This is a genomic window from Thioalkalivibrio sp. ALE14 (assembly GCF_000376845.1).
Lineage (GTDB): Bacteria > Pseudomonadota > Gammaproteobacteria > Ectothiorhodospirales > Ectothiorhodospiraceae > Thioalkalivibrio.
Genome location: NZ_AQXY01000028.1, coordinates 291,184 through 309,559, shown reverse-complemented (window position 1 = coordinate 309,559; position 18,376 = coordinate 291,184). Strand labels below are relative to the sequence as shown.

Annotated in this window: 19 protein-coding genes; 8 read left to right on the top strand and 11 right to left on the bottom strand. The window is 67.3% G+C overall.

Annotation, left to right across the window (positions count from 1 at the left end):
• Nucleotide 1: 1 nt before the first annotated feature.
• From dut to F572_RS0109330, 3 genes are read right to left on the bottom strand one after another with little or no spacing between them, the layout of a single operon-like run.
• Entirely contained in the window at nt 2-463 is a 462-nt protein-coding gene (dut, locus tag F572_RS0109340) for a dUTP diphosphatase (protein WP_017942582.1), read from the bottom strand.
• A gap of 19 nt (nt 464-482) precedes the next feature.
• The gene (gene coaBC, locus F572_RS0109335; protein ID WP_017942583.1) at nt 483-1,700 is read right to left on the bottom strand and encodes a bifunctional phosphopantothenoylcysteine decarboxylase/phosphopantothenate--cysteine ligase CoaBC; all 1,218 of its coding nucleotides are present in this window, start codon (nt 1,698-1,700) and stop codon (nt 483-485) included.
• A gap of 18 nt (nt 1,701-1,718) precedes the next feature.
• Nucleotides 1,719-2,315 (bottom strand): DUF502 domain-containing protein, encoded by a 597-nt coding sequence (locus F572_RS0109330; protein WP_017942584.1) that lies wholly within the window; start codon nt 2,313-2,315, stop codon nt 1,719-1,721.
• Nucleotides 2,316-2,474: 159 nt separating this feature from the next.
• On the opposite strand from F572_RS0109330, the gene F572_RS0109325 reads away from it, so the two are divergent.
• A complete protein-coding gene (locus F572_RS0109325) occupies nt 2,475-3,449 on the top strand; it encodes an MBL fold metallo-hydrolase (protein WP_026143104.1) in 975 nt (324 codons plus the stop codon).
• Between the two features lie 9 nt (nt 3,450-3,458).
• On the opposite strand, the gene F572_RS0109320 is transcribed toward F572_RS0109325, so the two are convergent.
• A complete protein-coding gene (locus tag F572_RS0109320) occupies nt 3,459-4,508 on the bottom strand; it encodes a lipid A deacylase LpxR family protein (protein WP_051045154.1) in 1,050 nt (349 codons plus the stop codon).
• On the opposite strand from F572_RS0109320, the gene F572_RS0109315 reads away from it, so the two are divergent.
• The 3 genes from F572_RS0109315 to F572_RS0109305 all read left to right on the top strand — a co-directional run bounded on the left by F572_RS0109315 (nt 4,507) and on the right by F572_RS0109305 (nt 8,859).
• Complete coding sequence (locus F572_RS0109315; protein WP_017942587.1) at nt 4,507-6,234, top strand: potassium/proton antiporter; 1,728 nt, start codon at nt 4,507-4,509, stop codon at nt 6,232-6,234. The two genes, F572_RS0109320 and F572_RS0109315, sit on opposite strands and share 2 nt — an antisense overlap.
• A 194-nt stretch (nt 6,235-6,428) precedes the next feature.
• Nucleotides 6,429-6,866: a rhodanese-like domain-containing protein gene (locus tag F572_RS0109310; protein ID WP_231291124.1), complete on the top strand. Its 438-nt coding sequence runs from the start codon at nt 6,429-6,431 to the stop codon at nt 6,864-6,866.
• Between the two features lie 112 nt (nt 6,867-6,978).
• Nucleotides 6,979-8,859, top strand: a complete 1,881-nt coding sequence (locus tag F572_RS0109305; RefSeq protein ID WP_017942589.1) for a methyl-accepting chemotaxis protein — start codon at nt 6,979-6,981, stop codon at nt 8,857-8,859.
• 58 nt (nt 8,860-8,917) lie between these two features.
• On the opposite strand, the gene F572_RS0109300 is transcribed toward F572_RS0109305, so the two are convergent.
• A complete protein-coding gene (locus F572_RS0109300) occupies nt 8,918-10,969 on the bottom strand; it encodes a UvrD-helicase domain-containing protein (RefSeq protein WP_017942590.1) in 2,052 nt (683 codons plus the stop codon).
• Nucleotides 10,970-11,112: 143 nt separating this feature from the next.
• Between F572_RS0109300 and F572_RS0109295 the strand changes: the two genes are divergently transcribed.
• The 3 genes from F572_RS0109295 to F572_RS0109285 are packed head-to-tail and all read left to right on the top strand — an operon-like array spanning nt 11,113 to nt 12,595.
• Entirely contained in the window at nt 11,113-11,439 is a 327-nt protein-coding gene (locus F572_RS0109295; protein WP_017942591.1) for a thioredoxin family protein, read from the top strand.
• The gene (ampD, locus tag F572_RS0109290) at nt 11,436-12,014 is read left to right on the top strand and encodes a 1,6-anhydro-N-acetylmuramyl-L-alanine amidase AmpD (RefSeq protein WP_017942592.1); all 579 of its coding nucleotides are present in this window, start codon (nt 11,436-11,438) and stop codon (nt 12,012-12,014) included. The genes F572_RS0109295 and ampD overlap by 4 nt, the downstream gene beginning before the upstream one ends.
• Nucleotides 12,011-12,595 (top strand): histidine phosphatase family protein, encoded by a 585-nt coding sequence (locus F572_RS0109285; RefSeq protein WP_017942593.1) that lies wholly within the window; start codon nt 12,011-12,013, stop codon nt 12,593-12,595. The genes ampD and F572_RS0109285 overlap by 4 nt, the downstream gene beginning before the upstream one ends.
• A 9-nt stretch (nt 12,596-12,604) precedes the next feature.
• Here the strand turns inward: F572_RS0109285 and F572_RS0109280 are convergent, their stop codons facing one another.
• A complete protein-coding gene (locus F572_RS0109280) occupies nt 12,605-12,922 on the bottom strand; it encodes a DUF2322 family protein (protein ID WP_017942594.1) in 318 nt (105 codons plus the stop codon).
• Between the two features lie 162 nt (nt 12,923-13,084).
• Between F572_RS0109280 and F572_RS0109275 the strand changes: the two genes are divergently transcribed.
• A complete protein-coding gene (locus F572_RS0109275; RefSeq protein ID WP_017942595.1) occupies nt 13,085-13,846 on the top strand; it encodes an inositol monophosphatase family protein in 762 nt (253 codons plus the stop codon).
• Between the two features lie 253 nt (nt 13,847-14,099).
• Here F572_RS0109275 and F572_RS0109270 read toward each other — a convergent pair whose 3' ends face one another.
• The 5 genes from F572_RS0109270 to prmA form a co-directional block, all read right to left on the bottom strand.
• On the bottom strand, nt 14,100-14,438 hold the full coding sequence (locus F572_RS0109270; protein ID WP_018158446.1) for a helix-turn-helix domain-containing protein: 339 nt from the start codon (nt 14,436-14,438) through the stop codon (nt 14,100-14,102).
• A complete protein-coding gene (gene dusB, locus F572_RS0109265) occupies nt 14,435-15,427 on the bottom strand; it encodes a tRNA dihydrouridine synthase DusB (RefSeq protein ID WP_017942597.1) in 993 nt (330 codons plus the stop codon). The genes F572_RS0109270 and dusB overlap by 4 nt, the downstream gene beginning before the upstream one ends.
• 153 nt (nt 15,428-15,580) lie before the next feature.
• Nucleotides 15,581-16,390 (bottom strand): hypothetical protein, encoded by an 810-nt coding sequence (locus F572_RS0109260; protein WP_017942598.1) that lies wholly within the window; start codon nt 16,388-16,390, stop codon nt 15,581-15,583.
• A gap of 3 nt (nt 16,391-16,393) precedes the next feature.
• A complete protein-coding gene (locus F572_RS0109255) occupies nt 16,394-17,113 on the bottom strand; it encodes a DUF3426 domain-containing protein (protein ID WP_017942599.1) in 720 nt (239 codons plus the stop codon).
• 353 nt (nt 17,114-17,466) lie between these two features.
• Entirely contained in the window at nt 17,467-18,348 is an 882-nt protein-coding gene (gene prmA, locus F572_RS0109250; RefSeq protein ID WP_017942600.1) for a 50S ribosomal protein L11 methyltransferase, read from the bottom strand.
• Nucleotides 18,349-18,376: the final 28 nt, after the last annotated feature.

Genomic DNA, 18,376 nt, shown 5'->3' with positions numbered 1-18,376 from the left:
GTCAGCCCCGGCCCGAGGAGCCGAAGCCGCCCGCGCCGCGGGCGGTCGCCTCGAAGTCCTCGACGACGCGGAATTTCGGTTGGGCGACCGGGACGATGACCAGCTGCGCCAGGCGTTCGCCGACCTCCAGGGTGTAGGCGTTGGTGCCCCGGTTCCAGCAGGAGACCATCAGCGGCCCCTGGTAGTCGGCGTCGATCAGGCCGACCAGGTTGCCCAGCACCAGGCCGTGCTTGTGGCCCAGGCCCGAGCGCGGGAGGATCATCCCGGCATAGCCCGGGTCCTCGATGTGGATGGACAGTCCGGTCGGGATCAGTTCCGCAGCGCCGGGTTCCAGCGTCAGTGGCTGTTCGATCATGGCGCGCAGATCCACGCCGGCCGAGCCATCCGTGGCCGGTGCGGGCAGCGGGAAGTCCGAACCCATGCGCGGGTCGAGGATCTTCAGGTCAATCTCGGGGACGGGCATCCGGTCATCCTTTCCAGTATCAGTCGGTTTTATGTTCAGCCAGGCGCTCGACGATCAGGTCGATCAGCGCCCGGGCCAGCTGCGTCTTGGGCTGGCGCGGCAACTCCCGCTCTCCGCCCGGCCACAGGCATAACAGGGCGTTGTCCGGGGTGCCGATGGCCTGGCCCGTGCTGACATCGTTGGCGGCGATCAGGTCCAGTCCCTTGGTGTCCAGCTTGCCGCGGGCGTAGTCGCGCAGGTCGCGGGTTTCGGCGGCAAAGCCCACCAGGAACGGGCGGGGCCTGAGCGTTTCGGCCCGTGCGGATACATCGGCCAGGATGTCGGCGGTGCGCTCCAGCGCGAGGGTCAGCGTATCCGGGGCCTTTTTCAGCTTCTCTCGCCGGGGCTCGGTCGGACGATAATCGGCGACGGCCGCCGCGGCGATAACGATGTCGGTTCCGGGCAGATGATCGAGGACGGCGGCATGCATGGCGGCGGCGGTATCCACGGCGACACAGGTCACGCCAGCGGGAGGCGCCAGCGCGATCGGGCCGTGGACCAGGGTGACGTCGGCGCCGGCGTCGCGCGCCGCGGCGGCCAGTGCCAGGCCCATACGGCCGGAGCTGCGGTTACCCAGAAAGCGTACCGGGTCGATCGGTTCGTGGGTCGGTCCCGCGGTGATCAATACCCGGCGTCCGGCCAGGGGGGCGGGCCCTGGTTGCAGGAGGGCCCGGGCAATGGCGGCTGGCTCGTACATCCGCCCGGGCCCCTGTTCGCCACAGGCCTGCTCCCCGGCATCCGGACCGAGGAAACGGATGCCGCGCTCCTGTAGCAGCGTATGGTTGGCGCGGGTCGCCGGGTGTGCCCACATGCGATGGTTCATCGCCGGGGCCAGGGTTACCGGGGCCTCGGTTGCCAGCAGCAGGGTGGTCAGCAGGTCATCGGCGTGGCCGTGGGCCATGCGGGCCATCAGGTCAGCGGTGGCCGGGGCGACGACCACGTGGTCGGCCCAGCGCGCCAGGGCGATGTGATCCATGCCGGACTCCGCCTCGGCCTCCAGCAAGCCGGTGCGCACCGGCTCGCCGGACAGGGCCTGGAAAGTCAGCGGGGTGACAAAGGCCTGGGCGCCCTCGGTCATCGCCACGCGCACGGCGCAGCCGGCGCGCTTGAGTTCGCGCACCAGTTCGCAGGCCTTGTAGGCGGCAATGCCGCCGCTTACGCCAACCAGTATCCGTGGCTTGGGATCGTATTCCGTCATGCGGCGGATTCTACCCGCTTAGTCCTTTTTCTGGCGCGCGGAGACACCGGCGGTCAGGGCGTAGCGCATCGCGTCTTCCAGTGACAGGTCCAGCGGTTCGATGCGCTCGCGCGGGAGCATCAGGGTGTACCCGCCGATCTGGTAACTCATGGGCATGTAGACCGCGACCGTCTCGGGGCCACCCAGGTTGTCCGGCAGGCCCGCGAAATCCTCGCGGGTGACGAAGCCCACCAGCTTGAAGTCGGTGCCGGGAAACTGCACCAGCACCGCCTGGCCGAACTGCTCGTGAATGTCGCCGGAGAGCAGGCGAGTCACATCGCGCACCGTGCCGTGGATGGTCTTGACCACCGGGATGCGCTGCATCAGCCCCTCCAGCCAGTCGAACAGCCAGCGGACCACGTAGGCCTGAAGCAGTACCCCCAGACCGAAGATCAGGCCAATCCCGGCCAGGATCCCCATGCCCGGGAAATAGAGCAGGTCCGGCAGGATGGCCTGCAGCAGACCTCCGAGCACCTCCTCGGCGGTGCTCCCCAGCCACCACAGCAGCGCCAGCGTGATCGCGGCCGGGAGTATGGCGGCCAGGCCGGTCAGGAAGGTGCGAGAGATCTGACGCACAGTGAACTCCGTGCAGGGACGTTCTCCGGATGCTAACGCATTCGCGGTTGGTGCACGGTGCGACAGGGAGCGCGGCGGCGCAGGATCGGCACTTCCGTGATTGGGTAGAGTCTATGGTCCGATGTGTGCGTCGATAGCCGCCTGGAGGAAGATTGACTGATGACGATGCCGACGAGAGGGGGTCTTTGGGCCCTGGTGTTCGTGATGATCCTCCTGCCGCAGGCCGTGCCGGCGGGCTCGACCGGCGCGGTGGCGCCCGCGGACTACGCGATGACACCGGAGGCGGTCGCGCCGAGTGTCTACGCGGTGATGACGCCCGCCCGGGATTTCCCCAGCCGCGAAAATCTCGGCTGGAACGCGAACATGGCGTTCGTGGTGACCGGTGACGGGGTGCTGGTGTTCGACACCGGCTCCTCCGAGACGATGGGCGTGGCCCTGCGCGAAGCGATCGCCGGGGTCACCGACGAGCCGGTGCGCTGGATCGTGAACAGCCACAGCCACGGCGATCACTGGCTGGGCAACGCGGCCTTCGCCGACGAGGAGCCGGAGATCATGGCCGGTTCCGCGTCCATTGCGCGCATGGAGGCCGAGGGCGAGGGCTGGGTCGAGAACTTCCGCGAGATGACCGAGGGTGCGACTGGCGATACCACGCTGCGGTTGCCCGATACCGCAGTCGACGAGCGCATCACCCGCGACCTCGGCGGGACCGAGGTCGTGATCATCCCGTCCGGGGGTGCGCATTCGCCGGGTGATCTGAGTGTCTGGCTGCCGCAAGCACGGGTCCTGCTGGCCGGGGACGTGGTCTACAGCGATCGTGCGCCATCGGTCTGGGATGGCGATGTCGCCCGGTGGATCGAGTTGCTGGACGAGCTGATCGCGCTGGAGCCGGCTGTGGTCGTGCCCGGCCACGGCCGGCTGGAGGATGCGCGGACCCTGGATCGTCTGCAGCGCTACCTGGTCACGTTGTGGGCGGCGATCGAGGAGGGCGTGGAACAGGGCCTGGCCGATTTCGAGACCGTGCCGCTGGTGCGCGAGCGCATGGGCGAACTGGTCGACGACTATCCGGGCTTCGACGACAAGATCGACCGCTCGGTGGCCACCACCTACCCGGATGTCGAGGCCGCGGTCTTCTGACCCCCGTATTCAGAACTGCCAGGTGGCGTGCAGCGAGCCGAACTCGGCCGCACCCTTGGCCTGACCGCTGAATTCACGCGAGCGCCAGACGTGGGTGTAGCCAAGGCGTACCGCGCCGATGTGAAACACAAAGCCGGCGGTCAATTCGCCCACTACGGGGTGCTTGTCGACCGATGGACCGTCGCGAAAGACCGGGCCGTCCAGGAACAGGTCGTAGAGCATCAGCCGCGTGTCGACACCGGCAAACGCATAGCCGCCGACGCGGGCGCTGGTCTCGAAGGTGTGGGAACCGGACAGGGCGGGCCGGATGCGGGGCGGCCCGTAATCGCCCGGCAGGTTGCGGCCCGCGCGCAGGATGGCGCCGGCATTCGCAAAGGTGAATGGCGTTCCCGCCGCCGCGCCCCAGTGCGGGGTCAGATCCAGGCCCCAGCCGCCCCTTGCACGTTGCGTATAACCGCGTAGCTGACGTTCGTACGCCACCATCAGCGTGGGTTCATTGCCAATCTGGTGATCCCATCCCTGCGGCTGCGGCGCGCTTGACCAGCTGTGGACCTCTTTCTGGGTGCGATCCGCCAGGGAGGCGGGCCCCACGGTGCCCAGGGTGACCTGCAGCCGGTCCAGGCGGTCGTCGTGTTCCTGGGCCATGCTGAAATTCAGGTACAGCCAGCCGGCGTAGGGGCGGTCATCCGGGTCGGGTGTTGTGCGTTCGATATCCTCGGGGGTGTACATGTTCTGCCCGAGGTGGATCGCGGCCTTCAGGCGTCCGGGGTCGTCGGGGCCCACAAAGAAAGGCAGGAAGTCGGCAACATCCTGCAGCCAGGGCGGGACCTTCTCCTCGCTGCGCGTCCAGCCGATGCGCACGCCGTTGGTGTAATAGCGGTCCTCCCCCGCGAACAGGTCGTTCTCGAACTCGAAGTGCAGGGCGTCCACCCCGGGGCCAGCCACAGCAGCCGGGGTTGCCGTCAGCGCCGCAAGGGTCGTCCCGAGTAGCAAAGCAGCCAGGGCGCGGCGGGGCTCACGCCCTCGGGATCCGAGGGCGTTCCGGTATGATTGGGGCATGGACCTCTCCAACCAGATCATCTTCCTGGCCGCGATCGTGCTGCTGGGGAGCATCCTTTCGAGCGTGATCACCTCGCGGCTGGGGGTGCCCCTGTTGCTGGTGTTCCTGGTCATCGGGATGCTGCTGGGCCCGGAAGGCCCGGGCGGTCTGGTCTTCGAGAATATCACCCTCGCCTATCTGATCGGCTCGGCGGCCCTGGCGATCATCCTGTTTGATGGCGGGATGCGAACGCCCGCACGCAATTTCCGCATCGGGCTGAAGCCGGCGCTGGGACTCGCGACCATCGGGGTGCTGGTGACCTCGGGACTGACGGGCGTGTTCGCCGTGTGGTGGCTGGGGCTTTCCTGGCTGGAGGGGCTGCTCCTCGGGGCGATCGTCGGCTCCACTGATGCCGCCGCCGTGTTCTCTCTGCTGCGCTCGCGCGGGCTGGAGCTGAAAAGCCGTGTCGGCGCGACCCTGGAGATCGAGTCCGGCTCCAACGATCCGATGGCGATCTTCCTGACCATCGTGCTGATCGAGCTGCTGCTGATGCCCGATCAGCAGTTCGGCCTGGTGGTGCTGGTCGAGTTCATCCAGCAGATGGGCCTGGGCGCGGTGCTCGGGGTTGGCGGTGGCCTGGCCCTGCTGGCGCTGATCAACCGGGTGCCCATGGCCGCCGGGCTTTATCCACTGTTTGCGATGGCGGGGGCCCTGGCCATCTTCGGGCTCACCGGCCTGGTCGGTGGCTCCGGGTTCCTGGCGGTGTACCTGGCCGGCCTGCTGCTGGGCAACCGGCCGCTGGAGGCGTCGCAGAACATCAAGCGCTTCCACGACGGCATTGCCTCGCTGGCCCAGATCGGCATGTTCCTGATGCTCGGCATGCTGGTGACGCCCTCCGGACTGCCGCCGGTGGCGCTGGACGCGGGGCTGGTCGCCGCCGTGCTGATCCTGGTCGCGCGGCCGCTGGCGGTCTGGATCTGCCTGTATCCGTTCCACTTCCCCTGGCGCGAGCAGGTGTTCATCGCCTGGGTCGGCCTGCGCGGGGCGGTGCCGATCATCCTGGCCCTGTTCCCGCTGCTGGCCGGGCTGGAGCTGGCCGGCCACTTCTTCCACGTCGTCTTCTTCGTGGTGCTGATCTCGCTGCTGGTACAGGGCTGGACCGTGGCGCCCTCGGCGCGCTGGCTGGGCCTGGAACTGCCGCCCACCACCGCACGCGTGCAGCGCACCGAGCTGGATATCCCCGGCCAGCAGGAGATGGAGCTGGTGGGCTATCGCCTGGCGGAGACGACGCCGGTGGTGCGCGAGGCCTGGTCGAACTTCCGCCTGCCGGGGACCGCGCGGGTGGTGGCCCACCTGCGTGGCGGCAAGCTGCTGGAGACCCTGGAGCTGCTGGATCTGCACGCCGGCGATCACCTCTACATTATGGTGGCTCCGTCGGATCTGCATGATCTCGACCGCCTGTTCGTGCCCAAGGACGAGGTGCCGGAGCGTCTCACCGAGCGCAGCGTGTTCGGCGAGTTCGCCCTCAACGGCGATGCCCAGCTGGGCGCGGTCGGCATGGCCTACGGTGCCCCGGTCCCGCCGGAACGCCAGGGCGATACCCTCGAGGCCTACCTGCGCCACGAGCTCCAGGCCGAACCGGTCGTCGGCGACGCCGTCGATCTTGGCCCCATGCGCCTGGTTATCCGCGAAATGGACGGCGCCCGCATCACCCGGGTGGGGCTGAAGCTCCTGCAAAGGCATTGACATAGCGGCGCGGGGCTCTGCCCTGTTTTGGCGCCTTATGTGAGTAAATTCTCATATTATGGCGGGTATAGATGTAAAAAAATCCGACAATAAAATCCTTGCCAAAAGGTGCCTGGTTGGGTTAACTGAACGTTACATAGCGTGATTTTCGTCACGTTATGGGTGCATCCCGTTCCCATCAGGAGAAATAAAACATGAACGTTTTTAGATCCCTTGCCCGCTTTTCTGTCGTGCTCGCCTTCCTTTTCCCGTTCGCCCTGCTCGCTGACTACGAGTCTCCCGAGACCGTTGACGGCACCACCTACGTCGGCCCGGCGGAGGCGCGTGCCCTGTTCGATCAGCGGGTGCCGTTTGTCGACGTGCGCAGCACCTCCGACTACGAAGCCGGCCGTATCCCGGGTGCGATCAACCTGACCGTCGAGCGCGATCAGTCCCAAAGCGACATCACCGAGGAGTCGCTGCTGGAATTCATCGGCTCTAAGGATGCCGATGTGGTCTTCTACTGCAACAGCACCCCTTGCTGGCGGACCGCGGCTGCGTCCGAGCGGGCGGTGGAGTGGGGCTTTACCGGTGTCCACTACTATCGTCTCGGCTTCCCGTCCTGGCAGGAAGCTGGTTACCCGGTTGAATAATCCTCAAGAAATCCCCTGAAAAGCCGTTAAAGAACTTGCTGTGCGATGCCTCATTGGAAGCGTCGCACAGCGGTTCAGGTTTTTACATAACAAGAAGATCACCGGGGGCGTCATGTCGCTCAAACTTCGTCTGACCTTGCTGGCACTGGGTGCCCTCGTACTCGCTTCGATCGTCCTGATCAGCCTCGCTCGCGTTTCACAGGGCGTCACGGAGACGCGGTTCGAGGAGCTGATGCAAAGCAGCAAGGGGCAGCTATGGGAGCGCATTATCTCCACCGAGATCGAGCGGATGGAGCCGGGGGTGCCGAGCCTCACGCGTAACCGCGATGCGATTGGCGCGCTCTTCGAGGGCGACCGCGAGGCCTTGCAGGCGGCCGCGCGGCCTACCTTTAACCGCATGAGTTCGTCGGGCGTCCTGGATCGCCTCCAGGTGGTCAACGCCGACGGACGCATCCAGTTCTCCAGTGCGGGCGACTTCTCGGGAGCGGTCCGTAAGCCGCTGGTGAGGTCGGTCCTGGAGACCGGCAATGTCCTCAACGGCATCCAGCGCGACGAGGACGGCGTCCTGGTCGCCGTGCTGGCATTTCCCCTGTATGACCGTGCCGATCTGGTCGGCGTCGGCGTGTTCATGCGGGAGATGAACTCGGCCCTGGCCGAGATGGCGGGCGCCGATAACTCCCTCAACCTGATTTTCAACGCCCGGGGCGGTGTTGAATACCGCTCCTTCGATCCGGAGGAGAACAATCTTCTGGACCGGATTGATCTGAATCTCCCCGAGCTGGGCGAGACGCGCGTCGCGCGCACCTCCGGTCGCGAGCGGTCCTATTCCGTCGTAACCCACCCCGTCCGCGCACCGGATGGCGAGGCACTGGCGCACCTGGTCAGCGTGAGCGACTTCACCGAGAGCTTCGGGCGGCAGGCGTTCATCAACCGGGTCGCCATTGCGAGTTCGATCCTGGTCCTCGTGGGGCTGGCCATCCTGATCTACTGGTACATGCAGCGCTCGTTCGCCCCGCTCCTGCGTGCGGTGGACGCGGCGGACGCGATCGCCCAGGGCGATCTGAGCCACGACATCCCCGAGACTGCGCGCAACGACGAAACGGGGCGTCTTTCGCAGGCGATGCGGACAATGCTCACTCAGTTGCGCTCGATGATCGAGGCCATCAACGATGCGACTCGCCAGGTCGCTTCCGCGGCGGAACAGGTGTCCGCAACGACCCAGCAGACCAACTCGGGCATGCATCGGCAGCATCAGGAGATCGAGCAGATCGCCACTGCCATGAACGAGATGACGCAGACCACCCGGGAGGTGGCCAGCAGTGCCCAGGGGGCGGCCACGTCCGCGGACAGCGCCAAGAAGGATATCGACGTCGGGCAGTCGTCACTGCAGAAGACGTTGCAGTCCATCCGTTCCCTGGAGTCGTCCGTTGGCGAGACCTCCGAGTCTGTCCAGGCCCTGCAGTCGGATGTCGAGAACATCACCGTGGTGCTGGATGTCATCAAGGGTGTGGCGGAACAGACCAACCTGCTGGCGCTGAACGCGGCCATCGAAGCGGCGCGAGCGGGAGAGCAGGGGCGCGGGTTTGCCGTCGTGGCCGACGAGGTGCGCACGCTGGCCAGCCGTACACAGAATTCGACCGAAGAGATCCAGGAGATCATCACCAAGCTCCAGGATCGTGCCGGGCAGTCGTCGAAGTCGATGGCGGTCGGTATGGAGCGGGTCTCCACTACGGTGGCCGATGCCCACGAGGCCGAGGAAGCGTTCTCCGGGATCAAGGCCTCGGTCGATCAGATTACCGACGTCAATCACCAGATCGCGGGTGCGGCCGAGGAACAAAGTGCCACGGCGGCGCACATCGACGAGGGCGTGACCAACATCCGGGATGTCGCCGAGGAGACCTCCCGGGCTTCGGAAAACACGACCGCGGCAACCGAGGAACTGGCGCGGCTCGCGGCTCAACTGCAGGAGCTGACCTCGCGTTTCCGGCTGTAAAGGCGTAATGGGGGAGAGGGCTGAAGGGTCCGGAGCCGACTGGCTCCGGACCCTTTCTTCATTTCTCCAGCATGGCCTTCAGGCCGGCGAGGTGGGCGCGGGCGGTGAGCTGCTGGGTCTCGGGGTCCGGCGGTTTGGCGTCCGGCCAGTCGAGGTGTTCTTCCGGGAGTTCGTCGAGGAAGCGCGAGGGCTCGCAGTCGATCGTCTCGCCGTAGCGGGAGCGTTGCTGGGCGTAGGTGATCAGCAGGGTCTGCTGGGCGCGGGTCAGGCCGACATAGGCCAGGCGGCGCTCTTCCTCGATGGAGTCGTCCTCGACGCTGACGCGGTGTGGCAGCAGTTCCTCCTCGAAACCGACCAGGCACACGTGTGGAAACTCCAGACCCTTGGCGGTGTGCAGGGTCAGGAGCTGTACGGCCTCGTTGCCGTCCTGGGATTCACGGTTGCGGTCGAGGATGTCCATCAGGCTGATGCGGTTGACGATGTCGGCCAGGTCCATGCCCCGGTCATCCTCGGCCTCGTCGTCGCCATATTCGGCCGTGGCGTTGCCGCCGCCCATGCGCCCGACCCAGTCGATGAACTCGCGCACGTTGTCCATGCGCCGGGTGGCGGCGCGCGGGTTGGGGCTGTTCTCGAGCAGCCAGGACTCGTAGTCGATGTCCTCGACCAGGGCGCGCAGCAGCGCGTCCGGGGCCTCCTCCGCGCCGCGGCGCTGGAAGCCGTCGACCCAGTCGGTGAAGCGTTCCAGCCGCGCCTGGGCGCGGGCGTCCATGTATTCGGACAGGCCGGCGCCGCGCGCGGCCTGTAGTAGCGAGGCCCCGCGCTGGTTGGCGTAGTGGCCGAGTTTCTCCAGCGTGGCCGGCCCGATCTCGCGGCGCGGCACGTTGACCACGCGCAGGAAGGCGGTGTTGTCGTCCGGGTTGGCGAGCAGGCGCAGGTAGGCGACCAGGTCCTTGATCTCGGCCTTCTCGAAGAACGACTGGCCGCCGCTCAGGCGATAGGGGATGCCCTGCTCGCGCAGGAGCTTCTCGAACAGCCGCGACTGGTGGTTGCTGCGGTAGAGGATGGCGAAGTCGCCCCAGGTCGCATTCAGGCGGAAGCGCCGGCGCATCAGTTCGGAGACTACGCGCGCGGCCTCGGTGTCGGCGTCGGAGCAGCCGATGACCTCGATCTTCTCGCCTTCGCCCAGCGCGCTCCACAGCCGCTTCTCGAACACGTGGGGGTTGTTGCCAATCAGGGCGTTCGCGGTGTGCAGGATGCGGTTGGTGGAGCGGTAGTTCTGCTCCAGCTTGATGACCTCCAGGCGCGGGAAGTCCTGCTGCAGCCGTGCGAGGTTCTCCGGGCGCGCACCGCGCCAGGCGTAGATCGACTGGTCGTCGTCCCCGACCACCGTCAGCCCGTCGCTGACACCGATCAGCACGCGCACCAGTTGGTACTGCGCGGAGTTGGTGTCCTGGTATTCGTCCACCAGCAGGTGGCGGATGCGGTCCTGCCAGCGGTTGCGCAGCTCGGGGTCGTCGCGCAGGCAGTCCACCGGGCGCTTGATCAGGTCGTCGAAGTCCACCGCGTTGTAGGCGCGCAGGGCGTCCTGATAGCGCGGGTACAGGTTGGCCGCGGCGATCGCCTCCGGGGCGTCGCTCATCTGGCTCGCCTCGTGCAGCGCCTCTTCCGGCGTCATCAGGTCGTTCTTCCAGCGACTGATGTGGCCAATCAGGGCGTCGACCTCGGAGCCGGTATCGTCGCGGTAGGTAATCTCGCGCAGCAGCTGCCGGCAGTCACCGGGGTCGAGGATGGAGAAGCCGGGGCGCAGCCCCGCCGCCTGCAGCTCGCGACGCAGGAAGTTGAGCCCGAAGGTGTGGAAGGTGGAGACGTTCAGGCCCCGGGCCTGTTCGCGTGACAGTCGCCCCTGGACACGTTCGCGCATCTCGCGCGCGGCCTTGTTGGTAAAGGTAATTGCTACGATCTGGCGTGCGGCGAGGCCGCGCCGCTCGATCAGGTGAGCGATCTTCTCGGTGATCACGCGGGTCTTGCCGGAACCCGCCCCGGCCAGGACCAGCAGGGGGCGGTCCGTGGTGGTCACGGCGGCCTGTTGTTGGGGATTCAGTTCGGACACCGGGGCGGTCGATTCCTTCGCAGCGGGCCGCGTAAACTAACCCACGATCCCCGATTCATAAAGACAGCAGCGGTGAGGGTAATCCATTGACCAACGGACCGCGTGCCGCGGCATCCGCCGTGGGCCGGGAGTCGCTCCCGATATTGACCCAGTTCGACTTTCATCAGCATCTGATGGATGTCCCGGGGCCGGCGGTCATCCTGTTCACGCGCCAGGGCTGCGGGGCCTGCAAGGTCATGGGGCGGGTCCTGGCGGAATGGCAGGCGGCGGGGGATGCGCCGGCGCTGTTCGAGGTGGATGCCGAGACCGATACCGCCCTGGTACGGGAGTTCGAGGTCTTCCATCTGCCGGCACTGTTCGTGTTTCAGGCGGGGGCCTATCACGGTCGCCTGGAAGCCCCGCCGCGCCTGCCCCTGTTGCGCGAGGCGCTGGCGGCCGTACTGGCCCGACCGCCCGAGGAGGCGCCGTGAAATCCCTGCACGCCGAAACCGTCACGCCGGACCGGGACTGGTACCCGCCGGCGCAGCGCCTCGACAGCCCGAACCAGGATGAGCGTCCGCCCGGTCAGCAACCGGAACTGATCGTGGTGCATGCGATCAGCCTGCCGCCGGGCGAGTTCGGTGGAGGGCACGTCGCCGAGCTGTTCCAGAACCGGCTCGATCCGGATGCCCACCCCTACTTTGCCGAGGTCGGCGGCCTGCGCGTCTCCGCCCATGTGCTGATCGACCGCGAGGGCCAGGCGACCCAGTTCGTGCCGTTCTCCCGACGCGCCTGGCATGCCGGGGTGTCGCGGTGGCAGGGACGCGAGCGCTGCAACGACTTCTCCATCGGGATCGAACTGGAGGGGACCGACGAGGATCCCTTTACCCCAGCGCAGTACGCCGCGCTCGCGCGAATGATTGGCTGGGTCCGCACCCGCTGGCCGGATATCGGGCCGGATGCGCTGGCCGGCCACAGCGATATCGCCCCGGGACGCAAGACGGATCCGGGCCCCCATTTCGACTGGGCGCGCCTGCGGCAGGAACTGCACGAGGTGAGCGCATGATTGTGGACCTGCTGCGTCACGGCGAGCCGGAGGGCGGCCAGCGCTACCGTGGCCACGGCTGCGACGATCCGCTGAGCGCGCGCGGCTGGAGCCAGATGGAGCGGGCGGTCCGGGGCGAGGAGGAGTGGCAGTATGTGGTCAGCTCGCCAATGCAGCGCTGCCGCGCGTTTGCCGAGCGCTTCGCCTCCACACAGGACCTTCCGTTGATTCTGGAGCCGCACCTGCGCGAGATCGGTTTTGGCGACTGGGAGGGGCGTACGCGGGTCGACCTGCAGCGGGATCGACCGGAGGAATACCGCGCCTTCTATGCCGACCCGGTGCACGCGCGCCCGGCTGGTGCGGAGCCGCTAACGGCCTTTCGCCGCCGGGTCGAGGCCGGTTTCGATGGGGCCTTGCGGCCGCTGCAGTCCGAACGGGTGCTGATGGTGGTGCATGCGGGGGTTATACGCGGGCTGGTCGGCTGGGTGCTGGGCGTGCCGGACGACCGCCTGTACCAGCTCGATTGCGAGTACGCCAGCCGCACCCGGCTGCATCGGCATCCGACCCGGGGCTGGCGGCTGCTTTACGCCAACCGGGTCTAAGCCCGGTTGTTAGCCGGCCTGGCTGCCGCGCTTGGGGACGGCCTTCACCGACAGGTAGTAGTCGTTGTTCAGGACGTCGATCAGCCGGTCGATGTTCGGATGCTTGCCCGGGTTGGCGCGGGCGTCGTCGGCGTGGCTGCCGTACAGCAGCAGGCCCGAGTTGGCCGCCTTGGGCCCGATGCCGCCGTAATCCAGCGCCAGCTGGTAGTAGATCTGCAGCGACAGGCTCTGGCCGTCCACGTTCTCGATGGTCGCGGTGGGGTTGTAGTCCTCGCCAAATAACTCCAGGCGTTCGATATTGCTGACGTCGGGCAGCTTCTTGGACATGTTCCGGCTCCTCGAAAGAATCGCGGCATTATCGGGGCATGACCCGGCGGCGACAACCAACCCGCGAAGGCGGCAGGGTCGCCCCGGGTCAGCGGCGAATAGGGCGCATGTTAAGCTATGGCCTTTTTTCGAGGGGACACGAACATGTCGCGAAGCGCGTTCATGGAGGCCGCCCAGGCCGCCGCTGATGCCGCCGAGAAGGTGATCCGCCACTACTACGAGGCGGGTGTCGACGTCGAAACCAAACCCGACGACACCCCGGTGACCCGGGCCGACGTGGAGAGCGAACAGGCGATCCGCCAGGTGATCCGCGAGCACTTTCCGGACCACGGCTTCTATGGCGAGGAGACCGGGCAGTCGGACATGGACTCCGACTATGTCTGGCTGATCGACCCGATCGACGGGACCAAGAGCTTCGTGCGGCGCTACCCGTTCTTCTCAACCCAGATTGCGCTCATGTACAAGGGCGAGCTGATCCTGGGGCTGTCCAACGGCATCCAGTTCGGCGAACGGGCTTGGGCGGAGAAGGGCCAGGGCGCCTTCCTGAACGGCAACCCGATTGCGGTCGAGAAGACCGTCGATCTCGGGCGCGCCTCGCTGTCCACCGGCAACCTCAAGTCCCTGGCGCAGAGCCCCGAGGGGTGGACCGCGCTGGGCGGCATTATGGCCGAGGTCAACCGCACCCGCGGCTACGGGGATTTCTACCACTACCACCTGCTGGCACGTGGCAGCATCGACCTGATCATCGAGTCCGACGTCAACATCCTGGACATCGCCGCACTGGCGGTGATCGTGCGCGAGGCGGGCGGCGTGTTCACCAACCTCTCCGGTGGCGAGCTCGACCTGAAGACCGCGAACGTCCTGGCCGCGGCCACTCCGGAATTGCACCGGACGGCCCTGAACCGTCTCGCCTGGAAGGACTAGCGGCGGGCTGATTGAACCACTGAGGACACAGGGGACACCGAGAAGGGCGGTCTACAGGAAGACGGGAAGATTGGAAGGGAAAGCAGTGATTGGCTGCAGGCTGGCTGGTGATGCCGCGCATTTCGGGGCGGTCATTGGCCAGGCCCTGCATCAGTAACCTGTTGGTTTTTCCAGCTGGCCGTAAATGGCATCCGTGTCGGAAACCGGAGTAATTCTTCCGGCCTTCCTGTCTTCCTGTGACCAGAACCGAGCGTCAGGTCGCGGCGCCGTTCCCGTTGCCGTTCCCGTTGGCCTCCACCAGCCCGTGGGCGCGCAGCTTTTTGCGCAGGGTGGCGCGGTTGAGCCCAAGCAGGGCGGCGGCGCGGCTCTGGTTGCCTCCGCAGCGCTCCAGCACACTGGCCAGCAGGGGGCGCTCCACCTCGTTCATGACCAGTGCGTAGAGGTCGTGGCTGCTTTGCCCGTCCAGGGTCTCGAAATACTGATCCAGCGCTCGCCGGACCGAGTCCGCCAGCACACAGTCGGACGGGAGTGTGGCCGCAACCGATGCTTCCTGGACGTCCGGGTCCTGTTCGAGTGGCATGTTCACGCTCATGCAGCCTCGCTTGCGATTCCCGTCAGGTGGGCGCGCAGGCGCCGCAGTTGTTCGCTGGCCGTGGGGGCGGCGAGAAGGTCAGCCCGGGCCGCCCGGGTGCGGGCCTCGTCGAGACCCAGACCAAGAAGATACCAGCCCAGGTGCTTGCGCGCGATACGCACACCCTGCGGTTCGCCGTACTGGGCGTGCAGGCCGGTGACGTGTTCCTCGATCAGGGCCAGGCGCGCGACCGGGTCCGGTGCCGGCGGGATCGCTTCGCCGGCCAGCGCGGCGCGGATCTGACCCGGAAGCCAGGGCCGGCCCTGGGCGGCGCGTCCGATCATCACCCCGGCCGCGCCGGTGGTATCCAGTACCCGCATCGCCGTGTCCGGGTCCGTGATGTCGCCATTGGCGAGCACCGGGATGGAAACCGACCGGACGATGCGCGCGATCGCGGCATGGTCCGCCTGCCCGCGGTAGGCGTCGGCCCGGGTGCGCCCGTGCACGGTCAGCATCGCGATGCCGCACGCCTGTGCGATGGAGGCGATCGCTTCGCCGTTCATCCGTTCGCGGTCCAGGCCCAGGCGCATCTTCAGCGTGACCGGCACGGTGACCGCCTCCGTGAGCGCCTGGAGCAGTTCGCGCACCCGTTCCGGCTCGCCCAGCAGGGCCGACCCTGCGGCCTTGCTGCAGACCTTCTTCGCCGGGCAGCCCAGGTTCAGGTCGATCACGTCGGCGCCCCGGCGCACGTTCTCGCGGGCCGCCTCGGCCAGCGGCTCGGGTTCGTTGCCCAGCAGCTGGACGATGCGCGGGCGCGGCTCCTGACGGTGGTCCAGCCGGTGGCGGCTCTTGTCGCTGGCCCACAGCCGGGTGTTGGAGGTGACCATCTCGGATACCGCCGCGCTGGCGCCCAGGCGGCGGGCCAGCAACCGGAACGGGCGATCGCTCACGCCGGCCATGGGGGCCAGGAACACGACGGGGTCCGCGAAGTGATGGATTCCGAGCTGCATCTGGGGCTGACGATTGAATCGGGGAAGCCGGGGAGTCTAGCACCTCGAGGCGCCCGCCGCCGGTGGTCAGCGTGCTCGCATTTCCCGTTCCAGGGAAACACGGATTGATATCCGCACTCCCTGCCTCAAGGCTATTGCGAGCGTGTAGATGGATCAGTGTTTCCTTGGCCCTCGGCGTATGCCCTCTCGGGTCACGCGGGCCATCGCCACGCTGCGTCGGACGTCGCGGCTACGGGCGTTGTCCAGCCACGGCCCCAGCCAGCGGAACGGGGCCAGAAGCCGGGCCACGCCGCGCAGGGCCCGGGTGTGCCGCGGGCTCCAGTGTTCGGCCTGGTACAGGGCCAGCAGGTCGCGCCCCAGAGACTCGGCGGTGTCGTCTCCCGCGGCCCAGGTGGTGGCATCCGCCAGGTGCTGGAACAGGTCGTAGACCTGGGCCAATTCCAGTGACAGGACCCGGTCAAGGTCCTCCTCGAAGTCCACGCGATAGAAGTGCTGGCCGTCGAACAGTACGTTGCGCAACTGGGCGCCGCCGTGCCAGCAGCCGGCGCGATGAAAAGTAGCGAGGTTGCGTGTCACTGCCTCGAGTGTGGCGCGGCGGGCCGCCGGGTCCTGTTCCCGAAGCGTGTGTTCGACATTTTCGCCGCAATGGCTGTACATCACCGCGTCCGGCAATTGCGCGACCACCTGTGGAACCGGTTGCCCCAGCGTCTGGAGTGCCCGAACGCGCTCCATCTCGTACCAGCCATCGCGTGGCGGGGCGTTGCCCGGCGCCGTCAGGAATGGGAAGAAGGTACGGCAAAGTACCCGGATGGCCCATTGCTGGTGACGGCTGCGCGCCTTCTCGCGTACCCGCTTGATGACGTAGCGTGCTCCGCAGAAATCCAGGCTGACAATGCGCCCCGGATCTCGCGCTAGGCGATCCTGCGCCGCTTGAACGAGTTGCGGGTCGGGGGTGTCGGGCATAGGTCAGCGGGGCTGGATCTGGATGCCCGTGATGTGGGCATGGGGGCTGGTGAGGCTCAGGCGCAGGGTGGCGGGTTTGTGGGGGGGCATCGGGGCGTCCGTGTCGGTGTAGTCGTTCGGGGTCAGGCGCAGAGCGCCATGGCGCGTGTCCAGCTGGTCGCTCAGATGGATGTCGAGGACGGGCCAGGCCTGCCGCACCGGGCTTTCCAGCTGGAACTGGAGGTGCAGCGTGCCATCGATACTGGTGAAGAAGTCCGGTGTCGACACCCGGATGCGCTCGGGCGCGCGCAGCGGGTTCCAGACCGGGCAGGGGAGGGTGGCGCACAGCTGGGCGCGAGTCTGGTCCAGGTAATGGTTATGACCCGGTGCCACGGGCGGGAAGGCCAGCAGTTGCGCGCCCAGCAGAACGCTCAGGCCGGCGGCCACGAACAGCCCCGGCCAGACACGGCGTCGGGCGGGGGCGGCCAGGTCCAGAGGGCCCGGGTGGCGTTCGATGTCGATGGCGGTGGCGATGACCGGCGCACTCTCGATCGCGCGGGTGCGAGCGGGCTGCGCGGGAAGGAGCCCCTCCCCCAGGACGCGTTCGCCGGCGCCGCCGATCTCGAGGGCCGGGAACAGATCGAACTCGGCGCCGCAGTGGGTGCAGTGCACCCGCCGCTGGCGGATCTTGGACCCGCGGGCGAGGGCGTGGGTGACGCCGCATTGCGGGCAGCGGGCGAGCATGTCAGCGTCCGGATGGCCGTAGCTGCGTCCGGTCGAGCGAGAAGGACGGTACCGGCGCGACGATGCCCATGGGTTGGCGTGTTCCTAGGGAAACACTGATCAATGTACACATTCGCGCTCGAGTCGCTTTTGCGTGCGAACAAGGCGCGGTGACTGCCGTGCATTCATTCTGCACAAGGGAGCCGCAACGCCGTGCGCGCGCAAAAGCGGCCGAGCCCCGTGGGGTTGGTGCCCCAGGTTCCCCGATCCAGCGTTGCGTCGCTTGCGGGTAGGACCACTACCCGCTGCACGACGCGCCTTGTCTCGGAAAACCTGGGGTGCCAACGCGAGTGTGTACATTGATCAGTGTTTCCCTAGCGCCGGCGCCCGCCGAGCAGGGCCCAGCCTTCGCGGCAGTCCTCGACGCCAATGTCAAAGGCATCGGAATAGGCCGCGATGACCTCGTCCGCCTGGCGTTCCAGCAGACCGGCCAGCAGGATACGCGCGCCGGGTTTCGCGGCCCGCGCGAGCTCCGGGGCCAGGTCGATCAGCGGCTTGGCCAGGATGTTGGCCAGCACCAGATCGTATTCCGCCGCGGGGACCGGGTGGTCGGTCAGGCCGGTTTCCAGTCGTTCGGGCGGGATGGCGTTGGCATCGGCATTGCTGCGCGTGGCCTGCACCGCCTGCTCGTCGATGTCGATGCCCAGCGCATGACGGGCGCCCAGCTTCAGGGCCGCGATGGCGAGGATGCCGGAGCCACAGCCGTAGTCCAGCACCTCCTGATCCCGCGGCGGATGCTGGGCCAGCGCGGCCAGGCACATCGCGGTGGTCGGGTGGTTGCCGGTGCCGAAGGCGAGGCCGGGGTCCAGACGCACGAAGGTGCCCTCCTCGATGGCCGGCTCGTCCTCCCAGGACGGCACGATCCACAGCGAACTGCCGCAGTGAATGGCGCCGAGGCCGTCGAGGCCGGCGCGCACCCAGTCCTGGTCTTCGATGGGCTGCACCTGGATCGCCTCGGGGGCCTGCGCCTGGCGCTCCAGCGCGGCGGCGGCGAGGTCCGCCTGGGTGGTGTCCGGGAATACCGCCTTCAGGCGCACAGTGGACCACAGTGGGTGGGTGCCGAGAGGAGGCTCGAACAGCGGCTCGTCGGCGGCATCGAACAACTCGACGCTGACCGCGCCGAGTTCAAAAAGCGTGTCTTCCAGCGGCTCGGCCTGTTCCGGGCTGATCTGGCATTCGAGTTCGGCAAGGCTCATGGCGTCAGGCTCTGGTGGTTGCGGAAAG

Bases quoted from the DNA above. Each gene is read 5' to 3' on its own strand.
- dut (WP_017942582.1), bottom strand. From the start codon at position 463: ATGCCCGTCCCCGAGATTGACCTGAAGATCCTCGACCCGCGCATGGGT.
- coaBC (WP_017942583.1), bottom strand. From the start codon at position 1,700: ATGACGGAATACGATCCCAAGCCACGGATACTGGTTGGCGTAAGCGGC.
- F572_RS0109325 (WP_026143104.1), top strand. From the start codon at position 2,475: ATGACGATGCCGACGAGAGGGGGTCTTTGGGCCCTGGTGTTCGTGATG.
- F572_RS0109315 (WP_017942587.1), top strand. From the start codon at position 4,507: ATGGACCTCTCCAACCAGATCATCTTCCTGGCCGCGATCGTGCTGCTG.
- F572_RS0109320 (WP_051045154.1), bottom strand. From the start codon at position 4,508: ATGCCCCAATCATACCGGAACGCCCTCGGATCCCGAGGGCGTGAGCCC.
- F572_RS0109310 (WP_231291124.1), top strand. From the start codon at position 6,429: ATGAACGTTTTTAGATCCCTTGCCCGCTTTTCTGTCGTGCTCGCCTTC.
- F572_RS0109305 (WP_017942589.1), top strand. From the start codon at position 6,979: ATGTCGCTCAAACTTCGTCTGACCTTGCTGGCACTGGGTGCCCTCGTA.
- F572_RS0109285 (WP_017942593.1), top strand. From the start codon at position 12,011: ATGATTGTGGACCTGCTGCGTCACGGCGAGCCGGAGGGCGGCCAGCGC.
- F572_RS0109280 (WP_017942594.1), bottom strand. From the start codon at position 12,922: ATGTCCAAGAAGCTGCCCGACGTCAGCAATATCGAACGCCTGGAGTTA.
- F572_RS0109275 (WP_017942595.1), top strand. From the start codon at position 13,085: ATGGAGGCCGCCCAGGCCGCCGCTGATGCCGCCGAGAAGGTGATCCGC.
- F572_RS0109270 (WP_018158446.1), bottom strand. From the start codon at position 14,438: ATGAGCGTGAACATGCCACTCGAACAGGACCCGGACGTCCAGGAAGCA.
- dusB (WP_017942597.1), bottom strand. From the start codon at position 15,427: ATGCAGCTCGGAATCCATCACTTCGCGGACCCCGTCGTGTTCCTGGCC.
- F572_RS0109260 (WP_017942598.1), bottom strand. From the start codon at position 16,390: ATGCCCGACACCCCCGACCCGCAACTCGTTCAAGCGGCGCAGGATCGC.
- F572_RS0109255 (WP_017942599.1), bottom strand. From the start codon at position 17,113: ATGCTCGCCCGCTGCCCGCAATGCGGCGTCACCCACGCCCTCGCCCGC.
- prmA (WP_017942600.1), bottom strand. From the start codon at position 18,348: ATGAGCCTTGCCGAACTCGAATGCCAGATCAGCCCGGAACAGGCCGAG.